We start from the raw sequence: 25139 nt of genomic DNA, 5'->3' as shown, positions 1-25139 counted from the left end.
TTCACTTTCACTCCTATCTGCACAGCGCTTGCATATAAACACCTTCAGCTGCACAAGTACGTCACGAAGCTTGAGCCGTCAGGCTCGCTATGGTGCCGAGCCGTGGCAGGTCATTCGGACTCTACCACTCCGCCAGCGAGCCGTCCTCGTAGTAATATCTCGGCGTCTCCCAGTCCCCGGCATATTGCTGCTCGCGTAGGAAATCCTCATTGACCTCAATGCCCAGTCCCGGCCCCTTCGGCACCTCGATATAGCCGTCCTCGATGACAAAGGGCTGCTTCAGGTAGCCGACGCCCAGATCCCACTTCTCATCGAGCGTCGGATGCTCTTGTATGAGGAAGTTCGGCGTGCAAGCGTCGAGCTGCAGACACGATGCGAGTGAGATTGGACCGAGCGGATTGTGCGGGGCGATCGAGCCGTAGTACAGCTCCGCCATCGCTGCAATCTTCTTCGCCTCTAGAATGCCGCCGCAATGGCACAGGTCCGGCTGCACAATGACAGCCGCCTGCTTCTCGATGACTTCGCGGAAGCCCCAGCGCGTGTACAGACGCTCGCCCGTCGCAATCGGGATCGACGTCGAATTGGCGATGCGAACCATCGCATCCACATTCTCGGGCAGACAAGGCTCCTCGAGGAACATCGGGTAGAACGGCTCGAACGCCTTCGCCAGCCGAATCGCCATCGCCGGGCTCACTCGGCCGTGGAAGTCAATCGCGATATCCATCTCTGGGCCAGTGGCCGAGCGGATTGCCTCTAGGCGTGCCGCTTGGCGCTCGACGTAGGCCATGCTGTCTACGTTGAGGACTGGCGCATCGATGCCGATCTTAACGGCCGTGAAGCCTTGCGCCTTCAGCTTGCGTGCCGCCTCGGCCAGCTCCTCCGGCGACTCGCCCCGGCAATGGGCGTACATGCGGATCTTCGTCCGGCAAGCGCCGCCGAGCAGCTCGTACACCGGCACGTTGTACGCCTTGCCCTTAATGTCCCACAACGACTGCTCGATGCCGCTAATGGCGCTGACCAGAATCGGACCTCCCCGGTAAAAGGCACCTCGGTACATCGTCTGCCACAGATGCTCGATCTGCATCGGGTCTTGTCCGAGCAGTACGGGCTCGAGCTCCTTGATCGCCATCTCCACCGTGCGGGCTTTCCCCTCGACGATCGGCTCCCCGAAGCCGCATATGCCTTCGTCGGTATGCGTTTTCAGAATAAGCCAACGTGGCTTGACATGAAACAGCTCCAGCTTCGTAATTTTCATCGCTAACCCACCTTATTGAATAGATTATCTATCCTGATATTTCAGAACTAATTCCATTCTATATAAAAATGTTCTAAAATACAAAGATAATATTAAATTTGTGAGAACACATTGAGAGTCATGGATACCACTGACCACTGACCACTGACCACAGACCACAGACCACAGACTGCAGACGGCTCACGCCTTCCGTATCGTAGCGAGCTGCTTGTATCTCGCCGGGGTCTGTCCGAGTGTCTTCTTGAAGCTTCGATGAAAGTGAGTCATGCTGTGAATGCCGCAGCACGAGGCGATCTCGTGTAAGCTGAGCTCGGTCTGATGAAGCAGCTCGGCTGCATACAGCATGCGCTTGGTCGACACATATTCGCTCACGGTGAGCCCGGTATGCTGCTTGAAGGAGCGTGACAGGTGAGCGGCCGATACGTTCGCAGAGGCTGCGAGTGAGGACAGCGTCAAGTCGTCGCCGATCGACAGATCGATGCGCTCGAGTGTCTTACGTAGCCAGGCGGGCACGGTGGCATGATCGCCGGGAAGCTGCCTCTGCTTGGGCACAGCCTCCCTGTGCAGCTGCAGGAGCAGGTGCTCGAGGTAGAGCAGCATCGCGTGGCGGTAGCCATGCGGGCGCAGCTGCCATTCCTCATGCATCAGGTCGATCCGTCGCACGTACTCGTCACGGTGAGGTATCTGAATATTCAGCTTGTACTGCTTCCGCTTCCTTGCCTCCTCGAAGCAGCTGAGGTACGAGAACGATTCTCCGAGCAGCTGCTGTCGTACGAGCACTGGACTGAAGAAGATAGCCGTGGACGTGACCGGGTTCTCCACAGAAGGGAACGCGCGGTGAATCGTATTGCCCGGGATGATGAACCAGTCGCCCTCACGCATCTCGAGGAACTGCTGGTCGATGAACATCGTGCCGCAGCCTTCGTATACGTACACCAGCTCGAACCATTCATGGATGTGGTCGGGGAGCTCATTCTGATAGCTCTTCGTGTCACGGTACACAAGCTGGAGCGGAAAGTGCCGATCGCCGGCGAATTGCTTCTGAATCGCTTTTGACATCAGGGGTCAGCTCCGTTCATGTTAAGATTTCATATTATTGTATCAATATAGGGTATAATTCTGCAATGATTAAGTAACTTTACACTTCATTATGATGTTAAGATTACATTGTAGATGATTGAAGCGCAATAATAAATCAGGAGGCGAACAGCATGCTCATAGGCATTCCCAGAATTATTTCACCCGAGTTATTGAAGCTGATGATGGAGATGGGTCACGGCGATGAGCTGGTGCTCGCCGACGGCAACTTCCCGGCTGCAAGCTGCGCCCAGCGTCTTGTCCGCTGCGACGGACACGGAATCGCTGAGCTGCTGGAGGCGATCGTGCAGCTCATGCCGCTCGATTCATACGTGGAGCGCCCGGCCTTCGTTATGGCGGTCGTACCGGGCGATTCGGTGCAGACGCCGATCTGGACGCGCTACCGCAGCACGCTGAGCGCAAGAACAGGACTCGAGGAGCCGCTCGAGCAGGTCGAGCGATTCGCTTTTTATGAGCGGGCGAAGAAGGCGTACGCAATCGTCGCGACAGGGGAGACCGCCCTGTATGGCAATCTCATCTTGAAGAAGGGAGTGATCCGAGAGCATGAGAATTGATGCGCATCAGCATTATTGGCGAATTAGTCGTGGAGATTACGGCTGGATTACGCCCGAGCTTCCGGTGCTGTACCGCGACCTGCTGCCAGAGCAGCTCGAGCCTGCCTTGAAGGCGCATCAGCTCGATGGCACGATCGTCGTGCAGGCGGCACCGACCTTCGAGGAGACGAGATTCTTGCTTGAGCTGTCCGAGCAGCACGACTCCATACTTGGCGTCGTCGGTCTGTTCGATGCAGAGGCTGCTTCGTGCTGGGAGCATTACGAATTGTTCCGCACGCATCCGAAGCTCAAGGGTGTACGGGTCATGATTCAGGACATGGCCGATGCGTCTGCTATCGTTCGTGAGCCTTGGCTGTCCGCGTGGACGAGGCTTGAGGCGGACCAGACGCCTGTCGACCTGCTCGTTCGCGCCAATCAGCTCGATGAGGTCTTGAATCTGCTGAAGCATGCGCCGACATTGCATGCGGTCATCGATCATCTGGGTAAGCCTGCGATTGCACAGGGCGTACTGGAGCCGTGGAGGGAGCAGCTGCAGGCGATAGCTGCCTATCCGAACGTATATGGCAAGCTGTCCGGTATGGTGACGGAGGCTAATCACTCGTCATGGAATGTAAGCGATTTCCGTCCTTACGTCGAGCATGCGCTGGACTGCTTCGGTCCAGAACGGGTCATGTTCGGCAGCGATTGGCCGGTGTGCCTGCTCGCTGGCTCGTATGAGGAGGTGCTGGACGTGCTCGAGCAGTCGCTTCCCCAGAGCTGGGGCGAGGCGGAGCGGTCCCGGCTGTTCGGACGGAATGCGCTTCAATTTTATCGAATATAGCACGAACGGGTCCAAGAGATCTCGGCTTCAGATGTTGCTGCGCGGTCGGCACAGGACACTCACTTATGAGGAAGAAAGGATGCGGTATCCCTATGAAATATCGTCAGCTTGGGCGGACTGGTCTTGACGTATCGGTACTCAGCTATGGAGCTTCGTCGCTCGGCTCGGTGTTCCGCGAGACCGATGAGATGGAGAGCATTCGTACCGTACACGAGGCGCTCGACACGGGAATAAATTTGATCGATGTATCACCTTATTATGGCTTGACGAAGGCGGAGACAGTGCTCGGGAATGCGCTGCGCTCGATTCCTCGCGACCGCTATGTGCTGTCCACGAAGGCGGGACGGTACGGATTGGACGAATTTGATTACTCACGCCAGCGAATCGTCGCGAGTCTGGATGAGAGCCTGCAGCGTCTTGGGACCGATGATGTTGATATATTGCTGCTGCATGATGTCGAGTTCGTCGACCCGGCTATTATAGTGGAGGAAGCGATCCCGACGCTGCGGACACTGAAGGCCCAGGGGAAAATCCGCTTCTACGGCTTATGCGGCTTGCCGCTGCCGATGTTCGAGCAGCTGCTGCCGAAGGTCGAGGCGGATGTGATCATCTCGTATTGTCATCATTCGCTGAATGACACGTCACTGCTCTCGCTGTTGCCCTTCCTCGAGCAGCAGCAGGTTGGAGTCATTAATGCCTCTCCCTTGTCGATGGGCTTGCTCGGTACGAGAGGCGCTCCCGATTGGCACCCGGCCAGTCAGCAGGTGAAGGACGTATGCCGGAAGGCGGCGGAATATTGTGCGAGTCAAGGGACAGATATAGCGAAGCTGGCGGTGCAATTCGCCACGAGCGAGGAGCGCATTCCGACGACGCTCGTCAGTACGGCGAATCCGCTCAATATTCGCAGGAATGCCGACTGGGTGGATGAGCCGCTTGATGAGGAGCTGCTTCAGGCGGTGCAGCACATTCTCGCTCCGATTCAGGACGAGAGCTGGAGCAGCGGCCTGCCGATGTACAACCGACATCTGGATAGCGAACGGAGGGAGAGCCGATGAAGATGAAGACCATCATATGTGAGCAGGTGGAGCGCTTTGTCATGACGGAGCAGGAGGAGCCAGAGCTTACCGAGGGCTGCGCGGTCGTCCAGATCCGGCGCATCGGAATATGCGGCACTGATCTGCATGCCTATAAGGGCAACCAGCCGTTCTTCACCTATCCGAAGGTGCTCGGTCATGAGCTGTCTGGAACAATCGTGCGTGTCGCTGGCGAATCGGAGTGGAAGGCGGGCGACTTGGTCAGCATCATTCCCTACATGCATTGCGGCAAGTGCTTGGCGTGCCGGGAGGGCAAGACGAACTGCTGTACGAGCATGCAGGTGCTCGGGGTCCATATGGATGGCGGCATGCGCGAGCGGATCGCGGTGCCCCTCTCGCACCTGGTTCGCGCTGACGGCTTGACGCTCGACGAGGCGGCGCTGCTGGAGCCGCTGAGCATCGGAGCCCATGCGGTGCGAAGAGCTCAGGTGAAGGAAGGGCAGCGGGCGCTCGTCATCGGCGCAGGTCCGATTGGGCTTGGTGTGATGGCATTCGCGAGGCTCGCAGGCGCGGAGGTGATCGCGATGGATGTGAACGAGGAGCGGCTCGACTTCTGCAGACGGTGGGCCGGGGTGAAGCAGACGGTCCATGCGCTGCAGGAGCCGCTGGCTGCACTTCGCGAGCTGACCGAAGGCGAGCTGCCGCAGGTCGTGTTCGACGCGACCGGTAACGGACGGTCGATGACGGCGGCGTTCGATTACGCTGCACATGGCGGCACGCTCGTGTACGTCGGGCTGGTGAAGGGCGATATTACGTTTCACGATCCGGAGTTCCACAAGCGGGAGCTGACCTTGATGGGCAGCCGCAATGCGACGGCTGACGATTTTGGCCATGTGCTGGAGGCTGTACGCTCGGGGGCGGTTCAGGTCGGTCCGCTTATTACGCACCGTGCCGCCTTCACTCAGATGATCGACGAATTCGAGCAGTGGCTCTTGCCGGAGCAGCGTGTCATCAAGGCAATCGTCGAGCTGTAGACATACCTTATCCATAGCAGAGGAGCTGAATAGAGATGGCAGCATACACGATGCAAGCTGTTCATGACGTCATTAGCAAGGGGCCGTATCGGGATGATTGGGAATCGCTGAGCGCTTATACGATTCCCGAGTGGTACAAGAATGCGAAGTTCGGCATCTTCATCCACTGGGGAGTGTACGCGGTGCCGGCCTATGGGAACGAATGGTATCCCCGTGAGATGTACCTGCAGCAGAAGGAGAAGCGTGATCGGCAAGATGTCAGCATATTCGATCATCATATCAAGACGTACGGTCCGCAGCATGAGTTCGGGTACAAGGACTTCATTCCGATGTTCAAGGCGGAGCGGTTCGAGCCGAAGCGATGGGCGGAGCTGTTCAAGAAGGCCGGAGCCCGCTACGTCATGCCGGTAGCCGAGCACCATGACGGGTTCCAGATGTACAACAGCGACCTGTCGATCTGGAATGCGGTGCAGATGGGACCGAAGCGCGACGTCATCGGAGAGCTCAAGGAGGCCATCGAGGAGCACGATATGGTGTTCTCGGTCTCATCTCACCGTGCCGAGCATTGGTGGTTCTTCGATGGCGGGATGGAGTTTCCTTCTGACGTGCAGGATGAGCAGTACCGCAGTCTGTACGGCCCGGCCAAGCCTCGTGATAACGGCTGGACGATCTACGGACATCCTCCGGATGAGGAGTTCCTGACGGATTGGCTGCTGCGCACGTGCGAGCTGGTGGACAACTACCGTCCGTCCATCGTCTGGTTCGATTGGTGGATCATGAACGTCGCCTTCAAGCCGTATCTGAAGAAGTTCGCCGCCTACTACTACAATCGTGCTGTGGAGTGGGGCAAGGAGGTAGCGATCAACTACAAGCTCGACGCATACATGCATGGTACTGCCGTCTATGATGTGGAGCGGGGGCAGCTCAATGGCATTCGTCCCGAGCTATGGCAGACTGACACCTCGGTCGCGCGTAATTCGTGGTCGCACAGCATCAATAACAGCTATAAGGACCCGGTCGAGCTCGTCTGTGATCTGGTCGATATCGTCAGCAAGAACGGCTGCCTGCTGTTGAATGTTGGTCCTAAGGCCGATGGCACCATTCCCGAGGAGGACGAGGCGATTCTGCTGGCAATCGGGAAGTGGCTGGAGGCGAATGGCGAAGGCATCTATGATACCCGTCATTGGAAAATATACGGTGAAGGTCCGACGCAGATGGACGAGGGGATGCATACCGAGTCGAAGCGCAGTCCGTACACGACAGAGGACATCCGGTTCACGTTCAAGAATGGCGTGCTGTACGCCTACGCGCTGAAGCTGCCGGAGTCCGGCACGCTGACGATCCGAGCGCTCGCTGAAGGCTCCAAGCATTATCAGAGCACGATTACGAGCATCCGTCTTCTGGGCGATGACCGCGAATTGGATTGGAGCAGGACGGCAGAAGGGCTGCATATCGAGCTCGCCTCGATGACCCGGACGCCTTATCCAGTTGGCTTCCGTATTGGGATGGATTGATTGGAATAGATCAAGTCAAGAGAGCAGCTTTCGACAGGAGGGCTGCTCTTTGACACCTACTGACTTGTTTAGCAACCTATAATATGATTGCGCTTACACATTAAAAGGGGGGATTCATGTGCATGTACAGCTTCCGCGTCGATGGATCGCGCTCAGCTTCCTGCTCCCGTACTTGTGCGTGCTGCTGCTCTCGGCTCTCATCGCCTGGATGATGTACAGGCAGACGATTGAGACGGTGCAGGAGGAGGTGATGAACCGCAACCGGGCCATTCTCGAGCTGGCCAAGCAGCAGCTGGACCGTCAGCTGGCCCAGACGTATCAGCTGGCCGTCTCCTTGAGCAATGATCCGAAGGTGCTCGCCATGCAATATGTGCAGGAGCCTTACCAGTCAAGTCAGATCTCGCGCCTCCTCGAGCTCGAGAAGCAGCTGAAGAGCTATGCCGTGCTCACCTCATCCATTCAAGGCTACTATGTGTATTATCCGGGAAGCCGTCTGGTCGTCACCTCCGACCGTCATGCCATTCTGGATACTAACGGCGAGACTCTGCTGCCGGTGTCATCGACGCTGGACTTCATTGCGAGTATGCCCGACCGCTACTACTTCCGGGAGGTGATGACGGAGCGGGTGCTGCGGACGAATAATGGCGAGCAGCGTCTCATTCCGTATGTGCATTCGATTGGCTATCCGAATCATTACTTGTCGCATCTCGTGCTCATGCTGGACAGCACGCCGATGAAGCAGGCGCTGAGCCGAATCGATCTTGAGGGCGGAGGGTATGTGTACGTGATGAACGAGCGCGGTGAGGTCATATTAGCTGTGACCGGACAATCGGATGCTGAAGAGCTCACGCCAGCCGATCTTGCACGTGAGCAGGAGCAGGAGGGAAGGCAGCTGCTGAAGACGTCTATCGCGCTGGAGAACGGCAGCTGGAAGCTGGTCGCCATACAGCCGCGCCACGTCGTACTGAGCAAGGTTCACGATCTTAGACAGCTGTTCTCCTCGATCTTGACGGTCATGCTCGCTCTTGGAGGAATCGTCTCCGGAATGTTCGCCTACCGCAACAGCAAGCCGATGAAGAAGCTGACGCAGACCGTCTTCCAGCTCGAGCTGCATAACGAGAGCCTGCACCGCAGCATCGAATTGCAGAGGCCGCTCTTGCAGGCTGCGTTCCTGCAGCGTCTGTTCGACGGCTCCTTCACGAGTCAGTCCAGTCTCGATTCGTTGAAGCAGCATGTGGGCATAAGGCTCGACGGCTCACTGCATAGGTGTGCGGTTGTGCAGATTCGCTACATCCTCGATACGATGGATGAGAGCGCATGGGGACGGCTTGATCGGGAGAAGGCGGGTCTTAGAGAGCTGCTTGAGGGAGCCGCAGTGGCTACGCCTTATATGCTCGAGACCGCGGAGAATGAGCTCACGGTGCTGTACAGTCTCGAAGGTGACCAGGCAGCAGCATGGATGGAGCAGCTAGAGGAGACGCTCCAGCAGGTGAAGGAGCAATTCAGCGAACGTTATGCCAATACGTTGCAGATCGGTCTTGGCCGGGCTTATACGTCACTGCTGGAGGTCTCGGCCTCGTATCAGGAGGCAGCCTGCGCCGTGACGTTCGCCGTGACAGAGGACACCTCAATCATGCATTATGAACGGCTGCCTCGCAGCCCGATGACGTATTATTACCCGTTCGAGCTGGAGCAGAGGCTGCTTAATTATGTGCGAAGCGGTAGTCTTGACGAGCTGAAGAAGACGATTGAGCTGCTGTATGAGGAGAATTTCCGCCAGCGCTCTCTCGTCTTCCCGGTGCTGCGACTGTTTGTATGCGAGCTGATGGGCACCGTCATGAAGCAGAGCGAGCAGGAGGAGCGGCAGCCTGCGGAGGAGGCCGGCACTCTGCTGCTGGCACCTCATCTGTCTCCTCCCGGCACCCTGCAGGAGGCAGAGTCTTGCTTCAGACAGCTAACGGAGCTTCTCCTCGAGGCAGGGGAGCAGGTCAATGACCGTAAGCGTCAGCGCAATCAGGAGCTTATCATGGAGGCCGTCGCTTATTTGGATGAGCACTACGGTGACAGTGGGCTTTGCCTTGCGCTGCTGTCCGGCCGATTTCAGATATCGGAGACGTATCTGTCGCTGTTGATTAAGGAATATACCGGACTGCCCTTCTCCGATTACTTGAACATGCGCAGAATGAGTGCGGCCAAGGAGCTGCTCGTGCATACGAGTCTTGGGATTGAGGTGATTGCGGGGAGAGTCGGCTTCACCTCGCTGAATTCGTTCAGCCGCGCCTTCAAGCGCATCCACGGCGTGACGCCGACAAGCTACCGCAATGCGTTCGCGTAGGGCGCATAAGGCGTTCGAGGTCAGCTGTCCGGCCTTACAACGCGCTAGGAGCTGTGTGCGGTGCGCGTTGCAGCAGCTTTTTCGTGAAAAGGAATAATGAATAATCGATTGCATGATAGCGGTTTCGGCCTATTGCATACTGTGTAAGCACTTGCAGATTGTACTTCTCGACACCATCCCGTAAGGTTAGAGCATCTCAACCAGCTTGCAGAACGACTTGCTGAACGAAAGGGGAAGGTCACAATTGAAAACGGCTTCACAAACGCAAGACGCGGCTGTCCGCACCGACGCCATGCCGCGATGGCGGGACCATTATAGACGGTTCATGAAGAGCCGACAGCTCCTGCTGCTGTTCCTGCTACCGCTCCTGTACATCCTCGTGTTCCAGTATTATCCGATGTACGGTGCGCAGATTGCGTTCAAGAACTTCATTCCCGTGAAGGGAATTGTGGGCAGTGAATGGGTAGGTCTGAAGCATATGCTGCGGTTTGTCGGCTCGTATGATTTCTGGAAGGTGCTGAAGAATACGATTGGACTGGCGGCTTACCAGCTCGTCGTCGGGTTCCCGGTGCCGATCATTCTCGCGCTCTGTCTCAACTACGCCCGTCACGCGAGCTTCAAGAAGCTGGTACAGCTCGTCACGTATGCGCCGCACTTCATCTCTACCGTCGTGATGGTCGGGATGCTGCTGCAGTTTCTTGACCCGCGCACCGGGCTGATCAACCAATTCATGAAGCTGCTCGGCTATGAGCCGATTCACTTCATGGCACGGCCCGAGCTGTTCCAATCGATCTATGTGTTCTCTGACATCTGGCAGAACGCCGGCTGGGGCTGCATCATCTATCTCGCAGCGCTCGCAGGCGTCTCACCGACGCTGCACGAGGCTGCTGTTGTCGACGGGGCGAACAAGTGGCACCGTATCTGGCACATCGATCTGCCGAGCATTATGCCCGTTATGACGATCATGCTCATTCTGTCGATGGGCAATCTGCTGCAGACCGGCTTCGAGAAGGTATACCTGATGCAGAATCCGGTCAACGTGCTGACCTCTGAGGTCATTGATACGTACGTGTACAAGGTTGGCCTCATCTCCGACGGACTGAACTTCTCCTACGCCGCGGCTATCGGCCTATTCAAGTCCGTCGTCAACCTGATTCTGCTCGTCACGGTCAACCAGCTCGCACGCAGAGTCGGCAAAGAAAGTCTATGGTAGGAGGAATACGATGCACACCGATACACACTCATTGTCCATCAAGGATACACGCGAGGACCGGCTGTTCAACTGGATGAACGGCACGCTCTTAACCGTAGCGCTCATCAGTACGCTGTATCCGCTCATCTATATTGTCAGCGCTTCCTTCAGCGACAGCTCAGCGATCCTCTCGGGCAAGGTATGGCTATGGCCCGTTGACCCGACGCTCGAAGGCTATGCCGCGATTGTCAAGCATAATCTGATCGTCACCTCGGTTCTGAATTCGTTCTACTACATGATTGTTGGAACCGTCTTCAACGTCGTGCTGACGCTGATGGCCGCGTACCCACTGTCGCGCAAGGATTTCTACGCTGGCAAGCTGTTCATGTTCCTGTTCGTATTCACGATGATGTTCGACGGCGGCCTCATCCCGAGGTACTTGCTGGTCAAGGATCTGGGCCTGCTCGACACGCGCTGGGCACTCCTTATTCCAGCTGCGCTTAGCGTCTGGAACGTCATCATCACCCGTACCTACTTCCGTGTGACGATCTCGAATGAGCTGCTGGAGGCGGCTCAGATGGACGGGTGCAACGATCTTCGATTCTTATGGAAAATTGTGCTGCCGCTCTCCGCCCCGATCATCGCTGTCATCAGCCTGTTCTATGCGGTGGGCCACTGGAACCAATACTTCAACGCGCTGATATATTTGAAGGATCAGTCGCTATACCCGCTGCAGATCGTCCTGAAGGACATCTTGATTCAGAACAAGGTGGACATGAGCATGATGGCCGACGCCACCGAGCTGGCGGAGAAGGATGCGCTCAGGCAGCTATTGAAATATTCGCTCATCGTCGTTGCCGCGGGACCTGTGCTGATGATCTATCCGTTCGTGCAGAAATATTTTGTCAAGGGCGTCATGATCGGTTCGTTGAAGGAATAGGCCCTAACGGTGCTAGACTCTGGCAGGGAGGTGAATATCCGAAGGCAGCACCAAGCTATAATTCGAATGACAATTAGGGGAGGCATACACACATGGTCTTGAAAAAATACGCAATGGCCGCGCTGGCGACGAGCCTGCTGCTGACCGCCTGCACGTCCCAGGGCACAAGTCCGGAAGGCAGTACGGCGAACGAAGTGAACGACAATCTGACCGCTCCAGGTACGTATCCGATCGTGAAGGAGAAGGTGACGCTGAAGGTGCTGGCCGCGTTAAGGCCGGGCGTTGACGATTACCGGACGAATGCTTTTACGAAGTGGCTGGAGGAGAAGACGAATGTTCATCTGGAGTGGGAGACCGTTCCGGAATCGAACATGAAGGAGAAGCTGAACCTGACGCTGGCAAGCGGCTCGTATCCGGACATCTTCCTGAACATGGGCGTTACTCCGGCCCAACTGGAAATATACGGAAGTCAGGGCGTGTTCCTGCCGCTGGAGGATTTCATTGAGAAGCATGCCGTGAATACGAAGGACATCTTCAGCAAGCAGAAGAATGTGAAGCCGTTCATCACGTCCAACAACGGACATATCTATACGATGCCGGAGGTTAACGAGTGCTTCCACTGCTCCTATTCGGGCAAAATGTGGATCTACAAGCCTTGGCTCGATCAGCTCGGACTGCAGGTGCCTCAGACGACAGAGGAGTTCTACGAGGTGCTGAAGGCGTTCAAGACGAAGGACCCGAACGGTAACGGCAAGGCTGATGAGATACCGCTGTCGGGCTCCCCGAAGGGCTGGAACGCTTCGATCGAGGGGTTCCTGATGAATGCCTTTGTGTACTATGATGTCATTAACGGAGATGCAACGAAGCGAGTATATTTAAACAACGGTAAGATTGAGCCTGCCTTCTTGTCGCCGAATTACAAGGAGGGTGTCGCCTATCTGAAGAAGCTGTACGACGAAGGGCTGATTAACGCGCAGTCGTTCGTTCAGGATGGTGACCAGCTCAAGCAGCTCGGCAACAACAAGGACGTCGTCGTGCTCGGTGCTGTACCGAACGGAAGTCCGCTGCAAGTATTCGACAAGACGCGCTGGAAGGATTATGTCGTTGTTCCTCCGCTTAAGGGTCCAGGCGGTGCGCAATATGTGAATACACAGAACACGAACGGAATCGTCAGCGGACGACTGGTCATCAGTGCGACGACGAAGCATCCCGATGTGGCGGTCCGTCTGGCAGACGCCTTCTATGATCCGGAGGTCCAGATGTTCTCCCTGTTCGGGGTTGAAGGGCAAGATTGGAGGAAGGCGAAGGAGGGCGAGAAGGGGCTTGAGGGAGGTCAGGCGGAATACGTGCGGCTGAAGAACGTCAGCGAGTCGAAGAACGCGTACTGGAATCAGGCGAACCCGACGAATCGTACGGTGAAATTCCGGGTAGGGGAAGCGATCGATGATCCGGAGAATAATGTAGAGTATGTACTCCATTCGTCGACGAAGGGGTACGAGCCGTTCCGTAACGAAGCGGTCATGGTACCGCCGCTCGTCTTCAACGAGGAGCAATCGTCCGAGCTGCTTGGCCTGCAGAAGACGATTCAAGATTATGTGGACACGATGCTCGTCCAATTCGTCATGGGTGAGGCGGACTTGAGCAAGGGCTGGGACAGCTATGTGAATGAGCTGAACAACATGAACGTCAAGCGGTACCTGGAGATACTGCAGCAAGCTTATGACGCGCGGTATAAGAAGTAGGCGATCATTACCGATGTGAGCTGCATCCGCATAATAGCAGACGTACACCTCCGGCAATCTGTTCAGTTGGAAGCGCTTAGAGCTATACGATAGGAGCGACTACGACATGTTGTGTCATAGTTGGATGGTAGGCTTAAGCTATTCTTAGTTGTCGGAGGGAAACCCTATATGAATGACGTCGAGTATATTCGTCTGTATGGAGTGACGGAGCGGAATCTGAAGGAGATCGATGTGGCGATTCCGAAGCGGCGGCTAACTGTCGTTACCGGACTATCCGGCTCGGGCAAGTCTACGTTATTGTTCGATGTGCTGTGCAAGGAAGCGGAGCGGCAGCATCTGCTGACGATGGGGAGAGTGGCGGAGCAGGTGCAGCGTCCACACTTCCGGGAGGCGGTCAATCTCGCACCAGTCGTCGCGGTGTCTCAACGGCGGACGAACGATCATCCGCGTTCTACCGTGGGGACATATAGCGAGATCTATACGCATCTGCGAATTCTGTATCTCGCCGCAAGTGTACGCAAGTGCGGCGAGTGCGGGGCCGGGATTGCGCTCTCCGACTCGAAGGCGCATAAGGCATGTCCGGAGTGCTCGGCAGAGCTGACACCGCTCACATTAGCTCACTTGTCGTTCAATACACCGTATGGAGCTTGTGAGACTTGCGGTGGACTGGGTGAGGAGCTGATCCCGGACCCTGACAAGCTGCTCGATCTGCAAGCATCGATTACCGGAGGCGGGATGCTCGCCTGGAAGAAGGGGGTGGGCCGCTTCTTCGAGACTGCGCTCGTTCAAGCTGCCCGGCATTACGGACTGCCCTTCGAGCCGGAACATATGCACAAGCCGATCGGTGAGCTGCCTGCCATGCTGCAGGAGCTGCTTATCTATGGAACCGATGACGAGCGTATTCGACAGCTTAGACCGGACGTTCCTCCTCCCAAGACGGCCGAGACCGGGCGCTTCGAGGGTGCAGTGCCTGCGGTAAGGCGTCGCTTCTTCGACAATCCGGGGCATGTTGCAAGTGAAACGTCCGACCTCAAGCCGCTCATGAAGCAGCAGGTCTGTACGTCCTGTCAAGGGACGCGGCTGAAGGCGGATGCTCGCAGCCTTACGATTAACGGCACCTCCATCGCCGAAGCCTGCGGCCTATCGCTACGCGGATTAGGTGTGTTGTTGGAGGAGTGGACAGACAGCTATAGAGGCTTGTCGTCCTTCGCTGCTGTTCAGCCGCTCATGTACGAGCTGCAGGAACGGGTACAGAGCCTAGCGGATGTCGGATTGTCCTATCTAACACTGGACCGCCCGATGACGAGCCTATCCGGAGGTGAGTCGCAGCGTGTGCGACTCGCCTCCTCCCTGCATTCCAATTTGACCGACATTGTCTTCGTATACGATGAGCCGTCCTCGGGTCTTCATCCCAAGGATGTCGAGAGGCTGTTCCGTTCCTTGCAGCGGCAGAGAGATCGAGGGAATACAGTCATCGTCGTGGAGCATCAGCTGGAGCTGGCAGCGCTTGCGGATTATGTGATTGAGGTCGGACCGGGGGCGGGGCGGCATGGGGGACAGATTGTGTTTCAAGGCGATGTGTCCAGCATGCTGAGCTGCAGCAGCTCCTTGACGAGCAGATATATTCAGGCCGGGAACGGAGCTGCCTCCGATTCTGAGGGTTATGAGCGGTCTGGGGTCTCCGAAGGGAGCCAGCGCGCCCTACGGTCTGAACGTCAGCAGGCGCAGAAGTCAGGTTGGCTTCGATTGACGGATGTGACGCAGCGAAATCTGAAGGCGGTGAGCGCTGAATTTCCGCTAGGCTCCATTACAGCTGTGGTGGGTGTGTCCGGCTCGGGGAAGACGACGCTGCTCTTCGACGAGCTATTGCCAGCCATTCGGGATAAGAGGGGGAGCGGCTCCGAGTGCATCGAGCGAATTGTGGAGATTGACCAGAAGGACATGGGACGCAGCTCCAGGTCCAATGCTGCAACGTATACTGGTATTTTCGATGCGATCCGTGAATGGTTTGCTGCTCAAGCTCGGAAGGCTGGCTTCGCTTATAAAGCGTCACATTTTTCGTTCAATGTGAAGGGAGGACGCTGCGAGAACTGTCAAGGGCATGGAGTCATCAAGACGAATATGTACTTCATGCCTGACGCGATGGTAGCTTGCGACACATGTCGGGGCTCGCGCTACACGGAAGACATTCTGAAGGTGACTTACAAGGGCTATTCCATTGCGAGTATTCTCGAGGCAAGCATTCAAGAAGCGGCAGACCTATTCGCTGATGTGCCGTCGATTCATCAGCGGCTCGAGTGGCTGCTACGATTGGGGCTGGGGTACTTGCCGTTAGGTCAGCCTGCCAGCACGCTGTCAGGAGGAGAAGCGCGTCGTATTCAACTGGCTAAGGAGCTGCAGAGTCCCGTAGATAAGCATACGCTATATGTGCTGGATGAGCCTTCTACCGGCTTACATCCTCAAGATACAGATAAGCTAGGGGCGGCCATCGACGAGCTCATTCGACTCGGACATACGGTTATTATGATCGAGCATAAGCCGCTGCTGATCAGGCGAGCGCATTGGATTGTGGAGCTGGGCCCTGAGGGCGGTGAGCGAGGCGGATACTTACTCTGTCAAGGGACGGTGTCACAGGTGCGGGGCCATGCTACCTCACAGATCGGCCCCTTCTTGTAGGCTCGCTGCATCTGTCACATGCGTACTCAGCTGCTGACGCGGTAGCTTCGTATCCCGATGAATAGAGCAGCAGTCCGTAGAAGGCTGCTGCTCTTCATTCATGACCGTCGAGCTTGCGGAATTCGGTGGGGGTCAGTCCGGTATGCTTCTTGAACACTTGGGTGAAATAATACGGAGATTCGAAGCCAGTCTGCTCGGCGACCGTCTTGATCGACAGCTTGCCCAGCATGAGCAGCTCCTTGGCGGCGCGGATGCGCTGCAGGTTCAAGTATTGGATCGGTGTGAAGCCGAACTGCGCCTTGAACAGCCGCACCATGTAATTCGGATGCACGTTGACGATGTCCGCGAGCTGCTGCAGCGTCAGCTTGCTGCCCAGATGCTGATCGATATAGGGCAGCAGACTGCTCATATCGGTGTACGTCTCGAGCGGCCTGGCTGTCAGCTGCTCTGGACCAACCGTCTGCAAGTAGAAGTACACGAGCTCCAGCAGTACGGATTGGGTCAGGATCGGGGCGCACGGATCGGGTGATCGCTCAGCCTCGATGAGGCGATCGAACAGATGTTCGAGCTGCTGGGCGCTTGTGCCTTCCTCGACTTGAAGCAGGCTCGGGAACGAGCAGACAGCAGCAAGTGGCTGCGAGCCGATGTTGGCTGTGAAGTGACACCAGTACTTCGTATAAGGCTTCTGGTTCTCGAGCGAGTAGCCATGGATGCACCCTTCCGGGATGAACAGGAGGTCCCCTCGTCTTGGGTAGTACGTCTTGTCGTTGATCGTCACACAGCCTTCGCCGTCCCGAATGTAGTACAGCTTGTTGAATTCGAGCTCGGACGGCGAGGCTCTCCATGTGAGCGGAGTCGTCGCATAGCGCGACGTAATGAGCGACACGCGGAGCTGCGACAAGTAGGTATGCTTCATCTTGCGGTTCATGTCTGATCACGCCCCTCGAACGTTCCGACCGACCCAGATTATGGACTGGACTGCAGGTCACTTGATATACCTGTAGTATACGGGATGTATACCGGAATTGGAAACGTTCAGGCAGCGTGCGTGAATCCTCTCATGATCGGTTACTTGCCTTGTGCTCGAAGCACCAGCTCCGGATACGGATCATCCGTATCCCGGTAGTGCTGCTTCAGCTGGTGCAGCTCCTCCTTCAGACGGTGCGTGACGTCTGCATAGGCGGGATCGCCGTAGACGTTGTTCAGCTCGTACGGATCGCTCGTCAGATCGTACAGCTCCCAGCCCGGAGGCGTCGGCCGATCGATCGCTCCGCTCGCGTCGAGCGGCAGTCCGTAGTAGAAGATCAGCTTATATTGCCGTGTGCGAATCCCATAGTGGGCCGGATTATCGTGCCTATGGGCCAGATGCATCCAGTAGCGGAAGTATACGCTCGTTCTTACGGGCACGTCACTGCGGCTCTCGATGACCGCTCGCTGGGTCGTGCCCTGCATCGTAGCCGGGATCGGAAGGCCAGCGTAGTCGAGCAGGGTCGGTGCCATGTCGATATTGGCCATTAGCTCGTCACAGACGGACTGTGCCGGGATGGAGCGCGGATATCGGATAATTAGCGGAGCGCGCAGCGACTCCTCGTAGCTCCAGCGCTTATCCTGGTAATCATGCTCACCGAGGAACATGCCTTGATCGGAGGTGTAGACGATGATCGTGTCGTCGAGCTCTCCGAGCGCCTCGAGGCAGTCGAGCAGTCGTCCTATCGAATCATCGATGGCGGCCACGGTGCGCAGGTAGTCCTTAAGATATTTCTGGTAGGCGGCCATTCCCTTCTGCTCGAAGGTCATCTCCTCCGTGCCCTGTAGCGGTCCTGTGACGTAGTCGGGCGCGCAGAAGTCCTCGTACAGACTGCGGACGTTGCTGCGCGGTGTGACGGAGCTGCCATAATCGCGGGACGCCTCACTGCGGTGACTTCGATCCTCGAATAAGCTGTCCGGTGCCGGGATGTGGATGCCATCGAACAGCGCTTCGTGTCGATCCGCATATTCCCAGAAGTCATGGGGAGCCTTGTGGTGACACATGAGGAAGAAGGGCTTGCCTGAGCTGCGCTGCTCGAGCCAATGCACCGTCATGTCGGTAATGAGATCGGTGACGTAGCCTTCGTGGCAGCGCACGGGCTGACCCTTCGACTGGAACTCGGGATTCTGGTACGAGCCTTGTCCGCCGAAGCCGGTCAAATAGCTGTAATCGTCGAAGCCCTCCGGCTCGCAATGCAGGTGCCACTTGCCGAACAGCGCGGTCTCATAGCCGTGCGATTGCAGCTCACGGGCGAGGTTCGGCCCACGGTCCGGCCGCCAGCTATCGCTCAAGGTGCGTACGCCGTTAATGTGACCGTACTGCCCCGTCATGATCGATGCTCTCGCAGGCGTGCAGATCGAATTCGTGCTGAAGAAGCTGTTCATGCGAACGCCCTCCTCCGCGAGTCGATCCAGATTCGGCGTGCGGAAGACGCTGCTCAATCTCGAGCCGTAGCAGCTGATCGCTTCGGCGGAATGGTCATCGGACATGATGTAGAGAATGTTTGGTTGCTTGGTCATTCGTGCTCAGCCTCCAGCGTGTGTAATAGTGGGTTGCCCTATCGTTATTGTAGAGAAAGAAGAGCCGTATCGAACATACAAAATATGAACGAAAAAGCTGTAAAATCTTAAGCTTGTGTACAATCGAAGGAGGATGAAGGTATGAGAGGATTAGGGAAAGTGCTCTTGAGTATGGCCGTGCTGCTGTCCACGGTCCCTGCTGCATGGACGGCGAACATTGGGATCGCCCAGGAAGCGCCAGCCTATGTGAATGCGGTAGGTAACGGTGACTTCGAGGCGAGCAGTCTTGATCCGTGGCATAAAACGTGGGGTACGGGTACGGCAAGCACGACGTCAGAGCCTGTCCATGTCATAAGCGGGAGCCAAGCGGCCGTCTATGACGGTCAAGGCTCACTGGAGCAGGTGGTCAACGGTCTGAAGCCTGCTACGACGTATACGATGACTGCCTACGGCAAGGTCGGCACGAGCAAGGAGCTGGCGCTCGGGGTGAAGGAATACAATGGCGCCGAGACGGCATCCAAGGTGATCACGAGTTCGGAGTACGAGCGGGTAGAGCTCACCTTCACGACCGGGGCAGCGAGCACCTCAGCGAAGGTGTACGTGTTCAATCGGGGTGTGCAGGGGACGGTGTATGCCGACCACTTCCAGCTGATGGTCGAAGCGTCTTCTCCCCAAGACCCGCAGCCGCAATATCCAGATCAAGTGACGGATAACGGCATCTACCCGTTCTCAGATCCGGATAATAGGGGCAAGTGGAAGTACAGCCTCGACTTCAGCGATGAGTTCGACGCGCAGCAGTTGAACTCGGAGAAGTGGCATGACCATCATATTTTTTGGAGCGGTCGTGCGCCTTCCTTCTTCTCTGCGAACAACGTTCGGATGGAGAACGGCAAGCTGATCCTTACTGCGAGGTATGAGAACATCCCCGAGATGGATGAGGCGAACAGCAAGCTGCCTGAGGGGGCAACCCGGTATGAGAATTATACGACGGCAGCCGTCATGTCTACGCGCAAGTCGCACTATGGCTACTTCGAGATCAAGGCCAAGGCGGCGAAGGCTTCGATCACAAGCTCCTTCTGGCTGAAGGCGTCCGATGGCGACAAGTCGGAGATCGATGTATTCGAGATTGTCGGTGCCTCGAAGCTGAAGCCTTACTTCTCGAAGCTGTTCCCGACGAATCTGCACTATTACCCGGACGGACCGGGCGGACGCGACGTGAGCTTCCCTTATGACTATCATACGGAGGATGATTTGACTGAAGATTTTCACGTATATGGATTAGAATGGAATGAGAAATGGATCAAGTACTACTACGACGGCAAGCTGGTGCGAGCGCAAAAAAATCTGCATTGGCAAACACCGGAATATATCATCATGGATATGGAAACGTTCGCGTGGCACGGCTACCCGGACCCGGCATCGCTTCCGGCGGACTATGAGGTCGACTACGTTCGGGTGTGGCGCACGAACGAGCCGGCCTCGGACGATTCGGGCTACGAGCTGCCGGAGCCGAAGCTGGCAAGTGCGGTGAAGGGGACACCTGTGATCGACGGTCAAGTCGATGCACTCTGGAGCAAGGCGGCTAATCTTGGCCCGCTGCGGACGAAGGGCGGCGCTCCGCTCAACGCTGCAGCTGTGCGCACCCTATGGGATGAGAGCTACCTCTATGTGCTCGCCGAGGTTCAGGATCAGGAGCTGGCGGGGACGAACCCGAAGGATACGTACCAGAACGACTCCGTGGAGATCTATATCGATGAAGGGCGTGAAGGCGCGTCGCCTTATGACAGTAACGATCGCAAGATCAATGTCGATTATTTGGCACAGGTGTCGGGATTGAACGTTCCGGATGGTCTTCTGCGTAGGGTTGAGAGGATGGAGGGCGGTTATCGGGTAGAGCTGGCGATCCCTTGGCAGTCGGCTGCTCCGCAGGTGGGTGCGCAGATCGGGTTCGATGTGCAGGTGAACGATGCGACGGCTCAGGCTGGCGTGCGTGTCGGCTACCTCGGCTGGAATGACCCGCTCGATCTCGTATGGAAGGACATGAGCATGGCCGGCATTCTGGAGCTTGCTCCTGAAGCAGCCTCCGAGCTTGAGGCTAATCTTCAGGGCGCGGATGCGGTTCAGAGCGAGGAGTCGTACGTGTTGACGTACGGTCTTGCTGGAGTGGACGCTGCGGACCCGATCTATGCGCAAGAGGTTACAGTGCAATATGATGCGAGCGTATTCGAGTTCAAGGGCGCTGAGGTGATCCCGAATGAGCTGCGTCAGGTTGGCGATCTTGAGCATGATAAGCAAGAGGGACGCATTCGTATCGTGCTGGCCAGTCTTGGCGCGAACGGAGCTGTAGCTGGAGCGACGGATGTGCTTGCACTGAAGTTCAAGTCCAAGGCAGGCTCGCGAGCTGCTGGCGGGTCGTTCGAGCTCTCTGCTGACGTCTCGAACGGAGCGGGTGAAGAGAAGTCGCTTCAGACGGTGCGTAAGCAGGTTGCAGTGGTTCGAAGCCTCGTCGATCTCAATGGTGATGGGAAGGCTGGAATCGGCGATCTGGGTATCGTCTCCAAGAGCTACGGCAGGACCAAGCGTGATTCCGATTGGTGGCAGATCCAGTCCGGGGATCGGAACGGAAATGGGAAAATTGATCTACCTGATCTAAATGTTATGGGAAAACAGCTTATAGAGTGATAAGATGTTTTAGTATCGGATGAGGCTATGACTCTAGCAGGAAGGAAGTGGCACCATTGGCACGTGAAATATGGAATATGAATCTGGATTGGAAGTTTCATGAGGGGGACATCGCCGAGCGCAACTTCAACGCGATTCACCAAGAGCGGTATATCAATTCGCAGTGGATCAAGTCGGGGAATAACGGTGTCGCCAAGTGGGGATACGATGACACGGCATGGAGGCTTGTGCAGGTGCCTCACGACTTCGTGCTCGAGCGGTCGGCCTACAGCGAGGCTGTACCGGCCTCCCACGGGTCGCTGGTTAAGGGCATTGGCTGGTACCGCAAATCGTTCGAGCTGCCGGCAGAGGATGAGGGGAAGTGTCTGCGGCTGGAGTTCGACGGGGTGTTCCGTGATTGCTCGGTCTGGCTGAACGGACACTTCCTCGGACGGCATCTGAGCGGCTATACCAGCTTCTCCTACGACATAACGGATGTCGCTTGCTATGGTGGGCCCAACGTGGTCGCTGTACGAGCTGATGCTACAGAGTTCGAGGGCTGGTGGTACGAGGGGGGCGGCATCTACCGTGACGTGCGACTCGTGAAGACGCATCGGCTGCATGTTCCGCAATGGGGGACGTGTGTGACGTCAGAGCTCAATGAGACTCACACATCTGCCGTCGTCACGCTGGAGACGGAGGTTCACAATGACGAGCTGCACGACGTCACGTTTGAGCTGGTCACTGTGCTCATCGATCCGCAAGGCCGTACCGTCTGTGAGGTGCAGACGACCGCGGTCATCGCGAGCGAGGAGCGTCTCGTGCTGAAGCAGGACGCCGAGGTGGAGCTGCCGATTCTATGGTCTGTTGATGCGCCGCACCTGTATACGGCGCATACGATGCTGCGGCAGGCTGGCGTCGTCGTCGACAGCTATGACACTCCATTCGGCATTCGCTCCATCCGCTTCGACCCACAGCAAGGGTTCCTGCTGAACGGCAAGCCTGTGAAGCTCAAGGGCGTATGCTGTCACGAGGATCATGCAGGTGTTGGTATGGCGCTCCCTGCAGCGGTCCATGAATTCCGCATTCAACGGCTGAAGGAGATGGGCGGCAATGCGTACCGGACGTCGCACAATCCGCCGACCCCTGCGCTGCTGGAGGCGTGCGACCGCCTCGGGATGCTCGTCATCGACGAGGTGCGCTTCACGGAGACGAGTGAGGAGGCGCTGGAGCAGCTGCGCAGCTTGATTAAGCGCGACCGCAATCATCCATCCGTCATCCTCTGGTCGCTCGGTAATGAGGAGATGGGCATTCAAGGACGCGAGGTCGGCGTCCGCATTATGAGCCGTATGCAGCGGCTTGCGCATAAGCTGGACCCGACTCGCGCGTGTACGTATGGCATGAATGGCGACTGGCTGCCGATGACCGAATTTCATGAGCAGCACGGCTTCCATCTCGATGTACACGGCTTCAACTATATGATGCGTCGCAATTGGAATGCTTACGATCAATTCCGGGAGAGGTTCCCTGATCAGGGCTGCATCGGCTCGGAGAACGCCTCCACGCTCTCGACCCGCGGGCTGTACAAGGAGGAGCATTCGGAGCCGCCGCTTGTGCTCTCTGAGCATGCGAACCAGCTGTGCATCTGGTCGAATCCGAAGCGCCAAGGCATCGTGAGCGGCTACGGTGAGACGTATCCAGTATGGGGGGCACAGCCGGAGGAGGCTTGGAAGGCAGCGGCAGAGCGGCCGTATGTGGCGGGCCTGTTCGTGTGGACCGGGTTCGACTATCGTGGCGAGACGTTCCCGTATGAGTATCCGAGCGTGCTATCTCGTTATGGCATTATGGACTTCTGCGGCTTCGCCAAGGATATCTTCTACTATTATAAGGCCAGATGGACGGAGGAGCCGGTGCTGCACGTATTCCCGCATTGGGACTGGGCAGGCAATGAAGGCGAAGTGATCGACGTGTGGGCGTTCACGAATATGGATGAGGTGGAGCTCTTCTTGAACGGGCAGAGTCTCGGGAAGCAGATCGTGCCGCCGCACGGTCATCCGGAGTGGCAGGTGCCTTATGCGCAGGGTCGCTTGACGGCGAAGGGGTATACGAATGGTGCGCTCGTTGTGACAACGGACATCGAGACGACAACAGGTGCTGCGAAGCTCGAGCTGCGCTCCGCTCGATTCGATCTGACGGCGGATCATGAGGATGTAGGCATCGTTGAAGTGAGGGTCGTCGACGCGAGCGGCCGTCTCGTTCCAGGCGCGGACCACGAGATCGTATTCTCCCTCGAAGGACCGGGCAAGCTGATCGGTACTGGCAACGGTAATCCGGTCAGCCGTGAGGAGGACAAGAAGCCGCAGCGCAAGGCGTATCACGGGTTATGTCAGGTGCTCGTTCAGACGACCGACGAGGCGGGCGAGCTTCGTCTGATGGCGAAGTCGCCGGGGCTCGCGTCAGCGGAGCTCGTGCTTCGGTCGGTTCAGGCAGAAGATGCCGCAGGTGTCAGGTTCGTTCCGTCCATAGGTCTGGCAGACGAAGATGTACTGCATGTTGTCGGCCGTCTGGATGCAGCGGATGGAGGCGTGTAAGGGTAATGGTGTAAGAGCCCTCTTCGTTGCGTACGGAGAGGGCTCTATGCGCAGTGTGCTGATCCTTACTTCATCCTCGCCTCCGTCGGCGACATGCCGTAGTACCGGGTGAACGCCCGAGTGAAGGTGAACAGGTCCGGATATCCGACCGTGAGTGCGATCTCTTGAATGAGCGAGAGTCGGTCTGCCCGTATGAGCTCGAGCGCCTTCGTCATTCGCAGCTTCGTCAAGTAGGCTTTGGGCGACGTCCCGAAGCGTTCGCGGAAGGCGAATGAGAAGTGGGAGCGGTGTATGCCTACCTCGGCGGCGAGGGCATCCACTCGCAGCGGCTCGGCGTAGTGCAGCTGCATGTAGCGTGCGCAATAGTCGAGCCAGGGTGCTCGGCCGGATGGCTCAGCGGCCTGCTGCTCTGCTGCAGCTACAGTCCGCTGTTGAGGCAAGTGCTCGCCATGCCTTGGATGCTCTGTTGAAGCAATGAGCCTCTGTTGAGGTAACTTCTTATCTTGACCCGTCTGCTCCACGGCCTCCGTCGGCGCCTGCTCACGCGGCTGTCTGCTCGCTTGCCCGGACGCTTGCCCCAGCGCTTGCTCGCGAGCAAGCTGCAGCAGCTCCAGCAGCGCGTAGACGTCGCTCAGCTGCTGGTATGGCCGTCCGCCCATCGAGTCGTGGATGCGGCTCAGCAGGGCACGCAGCGTTGCGTCGAGCTGTACGGGCATCGACGGCCGACTGCGCGTCAGTCCGAGCGCTTCGACTGTCGCCGCCGCTTGCGGTCCGCCCATCGCGAGCCAGCTGAGCGACAGCTCCGGGCTGTTCTCCGCTATGTAGTATCGGTAGGTGACGTGAGGGAACAGGACGAACAGCTGTCCCGCGTACAGCTCGTGCGTGCTGCCCTTATCCTCGAGGCACAGTCTTCCACTTCGAATGAAGTGAAGGCTGTAGCATTCAATTCGCTTCGGCCCAACATCATAGCCCGGCTTCGCACGGTTGTAGCCAGAGCGGAGCACATAGAGACCGCCGCTTCGCTGCAGGTCGCTCGGCACCTGCATGCGGATGTCCGCGAACTCGTGGGCGTATTCCTTCATATGCGATACACCTCGAATCTTACATTTTACTAAAGAGTATAACATTTTGGTATGTAGGCTGTGA

The 25139-nt window shown here is 57.1% G+C and carries 17 protein-coding genes; 12 read left to right on the top strand and 5 right to left on the bottom strand.

Features of this window, described 5'->3' with window-relative positions:
* Positions 1–121: 121 nt before the first annotated feature.
* A complete protein-coding gene (gene dgoD / locus PAE68_RS16720) occupies positions 122–1255 on the bottom strand; it encodes a galactonate dehydratase (protein WP_281888805.1) in 1134 nt (377 codons plus the stop codon).
* 180 nt (positions 1256–1435) lie between these two features.
* Positions 1436–2314 (bottom strand): helix-turn-helix domain-containing protein, encoded by an 879-nt coding sequence (locus tag PAE68_RS16715; RefSeq protein ID WP_281888803.1) that lies wholly within the window; start codon positions 2312–2314, stop codon positions 1436–1438.
* A 152-nt stretch (positions 2315–2466) separates the two neighbouring features.
* On the opposite strand from PAE68_RS16715, the gene fucU reads away from it, so the two are divergent.
* The 10 genes from fucU to PAE68_RS16665 all read left to right on the top strand — a co-directional run bounded on the left by fucU (position 2467) and on the right by PAE68_RS16665 (position 16194).
* Complete coding sequence (gene fucU / locus PAE68_RS16710) at positions 2467–2907, top strand: L-fucose mutarotase (protein WP_281888802.1); 441 nt, start codon at positions 2467–2469, stop codon at positions 2905–2907.
* Positions 2897–3727 carry an amidohydrolase family protein gene (locus PAE68_RS16705; RefSeq protein WP_281888801.1) on the top strand — a complete coding sequence of 277 codons (831 nt, stop codon included), beginning with the start codon at positions 2897–2899 and terminating at the stop codon, positions 3725–3727. The genes fucU and PAE68_RS16705 overlap by 11 nt, the downstream gene beginning before the upstream one ends.
* Positions 3728–3819: 92 nt before the next feature.
* On the top strand, positions 3820–4782 hold the full coding sequence (locus PAE68_RS16700) for an aldo/keto reductase (protein ID WP_281888799.1): 963 nt from the start codon (positions 3820–3822) through the stop codon (positions 4780–4782).
* A gap of 2 nt (positions 4783–4784) precedes the next feature.
* A complete protein-coding gene (locus PAE68_RS16695) occupies positions 4785–5795 on the top strand; it encodes a zinc-binding alcohol dehydrogenase family protein (protein WP_281891109.1) in 1011 nt (336 codons plus the stop codon).
* A 35-nt stretch (positions 5796–5830) separates the two neighbouring features.
* Entirely contained in the window at positions 5831–7309 is a 1479-nt protein-coding gene (locus PAE68_RS16690) for an alpha-L-fucosidase (RefSeq protein ID WP_281888798.1), read from the top strand.
* A gap of 118 nt (positions 7310–7427) precedes the next feature.
* The gene (locus PAE68_RS16685; protein WP_281888796.1) at positions 7428–9644 is read left to right on the top strand and encodes a helix-turn-helix domain-containing protein; all 2217 of its coding nucleotides are present in this window, start codon (positions 7428–7430) and stop codon (positions 9642–9644) included.
* Positions 9645–9936: 292 nt separating this feature from the next.
* On the top strand, positions 9937–10857 hold the full coding sequence (locus tag PAE68_RS16680; RefSeq protein ID WP_397379498.1) for an ABC transporter permease: 921 nt from the start codon (positions 9937–9939) through the stop codon (positions 10855–10857).
* A gap of 10 nt (positions 10858–10867) precedes the next feature.
* Positions 10868–11776 (top strand): carbohydrate ABC transporter permease, encoded by a 909-nt coding sequence (locus PAE68_RS16675; protein ID WP_281888792.1) that lies wholly within the window; start codon positions 10868–10870, stop codon positions 11774–11776.
* 92 nt (positions 11777–11868) lie between these two features.
* Complete coding sequence (locus tag PAE68_RS16670) at positions 11869–13518, top strand: ABC transporter substrate-binding protein (protein ID WP_281888790.1); 1650 nt, start codon at positions 11869–11871, stop codon at positions 13516–13518.
* 168 nt (positions 13519–13686) lie between these two features.
* On the top strand, positions 13687–16194 hold the full coding sequence (locus tag PAE68_RS16665) for an excinuclease ABC subunit UvrA (protein WP_281888788.1): 2508 nt from the start codon (positions 13687–13689) through the stop codon (positions 16192–16194).
* Positions 16195–16288: 94 nt separating this feature from the next.
* On the opposite strand, the gene PAE68_RS16660 is transcribed toward PAE68_RS16665, so the two are convergent.
* Together PAE68_RS16660 and PAE68_RS16655 are read right to left on the bottom strand one after the other, a co-directional pair.
* On the bottom strand, positions 16289–17122 hold the full coding sequence (locus PAE68_RS16660) for a helix-turn-helix domain-containing protein (RefSeq protein ID WP_281888786.1): 834 nt from the start codon (positions 17120–17122) through the stop codon (positions 16289–16291).
* A 140-nt stretch (positions 17123–17262) separates the two neighbouring features.
* The gene (locus PAE68_RS16655; protein ID WP_281888784.1) at positions 17263–18741 is read right to left on the bottom strand and encodes a sulfatase family protein; all 1479 of its coding nucleotides are present in this window, start codon (positions 18739–18741) and stop codon (positions 17263–17265) included.
* Between the two features lie 141 nt (positions 18742–18882).
* Between PAE68_RS16655 and PAE68_RS16650 the strand changes: the two genes are divergently transcribed.
* Together PAE68_RS16650 and galA are read left to right on the top strand one after the other, a co-directional pair.
* On the top strand, positions 18883–21423 hold the full coding sequence (locus PAE68_RS16650; protein WP_281888782.1) for a sugar-binding protein: 2541 nt from the start codon (positions 18883–18885) through the stop codon (positions 21421–21423).
* A gap of 56 nt (positions 21424–21479) precedes the next feature.
* On the top strand, positions 21480–23993 hold the full coding sequence (gene galA / locus PAE68_RS16645; RefSeq protein ID WP_281888781.1) for a beta-galactosidase GalA: 2514 nt from the start codon (positions 21480–21482) through the stop codon (positions 23991–23993).
* Positions 23994–24058: 65 nt separating this feature from the next.
* Here galA and PAE68_RS16640 read toward each other — a convergent pair whose 3' ends face one another.
* Positions 24059–25075 carry an AraC family transcriptional regulator gene (locus PAE68_RS16640; RefSeq protein WP_281888779.1) on the bottom strand — a complete coding sequence of 339 codons (1017 nt, stop codon included), beginning with the start codon at positions 25073–25075 and terminating at the stop codon, positions 24059–24061.
* Between the last annotated feature and the right edge of the window lie 64 nt (positions 25076–25139).

This window comes from Paenibacillus sp. YYML68, from assembly GCF_027923405.1.
Taxonomy (GTDB): domain Bacteria; phylum Bacillota; class Bacilli; order Paenibacillales; family NBRC-103111; genus Paenibacillus_G.
This window is presented reverse-complemented; position numbering and strand designations above follow the sequence as displayed.

Excerpts from the sequence above, each read along its gene's own strand:
- dgoD (WP_281888805.1), bottom strand. The coding sequence starts at position 1,255 with ATGAAAATTACGAAGCTGGAGCTGTTTCATGTCAAGCCACGTTGGCTT.
- PAE68_RS16715 (WP_281888803.1), bottom strand. The coding sequence starts at position 2,314 with ATGTCAAAAGCGATTCAGAAGCAATTCGCCGGCGATCGGCACTTTCCG.
- fucU (WP_281888802.1), top strand. The coding sequence starts at position 2,467 with ATGCTCATAGGCATTCCCAGAATTATTTCACCCGAGTTATTGAAGCTG.
- PAE68_RS16705 (WP_281888801.1), top strand. The coding sequence starts at position 2,897 with ATGAGAATTGATGCGCATCAGCATTATTGGCGAATTAGTCGTGGAGAT.
- PAE68_RS16700 (WP_281888799.1), top strand. The coding sequence starts at position 3,820 with ATGAAATATCGTCAGCTTGGGCGGACTGGTCTTGACGTATCGGTACTC.
- PAE68_RS16695 (WP_281891109.1), top strand. The coding sequence starts at position 4,785 with ATGAAGACCATCATATGTGAGCAGGTGGAGCGCTTTGTCATGACGGAG.
- PAE68_RS16690 (WP_281888798.1), top strand. The coding sequence starts at position 5,831 with ATGGCAGCATACACGATGCAAGCTGTTCATGACGTCATTAGCAAGGGG.
- PAE68_RS16680 (WP_397379498.1), top strand. The coding sequence starts at position 9,937 with ATGCCGCGATGGCGGGACCATTATAGACGGTTCATGAAGAGCCGACAG.
- PAE68_RS16675 (WP_281888792.1), top strand. The coding sequence starts at position 10,868 with ATGCACACCGATACACACTCATTGTCCATCAAGGATACACGCGAGGAC.
- PAE68_RS16670 (WP_281888790.1), top strand. The coding sequence starts at position 11,869 with ATGGTCTTGAAAAAATACGCAATGGCCGCGCTGGCGACGAGCCTGCTG.
- PAE68_RS16665 (WP_281888788.1), top strand. The coding sequence starts at position 13,687 with ATGAATGACGTCGAGTATATTCGTCTGTATGGAGTGACGGAGCGGAAT.
- PAE68_RS16660 (WP_281888786.1), bottom strand. The coding sequence starts at position 17,122 with ATGAACCGCAAGATGAAGCATACCTACTTGTCGCAGCTCCGCGTGTCG.
- PAE68_RS16655 (WP_281888784.1), bottom strand. The coding sequence starts at position 18,741 with ATGACCAAGCAACCAAACATTCTCTACATCATGTCCGATGACCATTCC.
- PAE68_RS16650 (WP_281888782.1), top strand. The coding sequence starts at position 18,883 with ATGAGAGGATTAGGGAAAGTGCTCTTGAGTATGGCCGTGCTGCTGTCC.
- PAE68_RS16640 (WP_281888779.1), bottom strand. The coding sequence starts at position 25,075 with ATGAAGGAATACGCCCACGAGTTCGCGGACATCCGCATGCAGGTGCCG.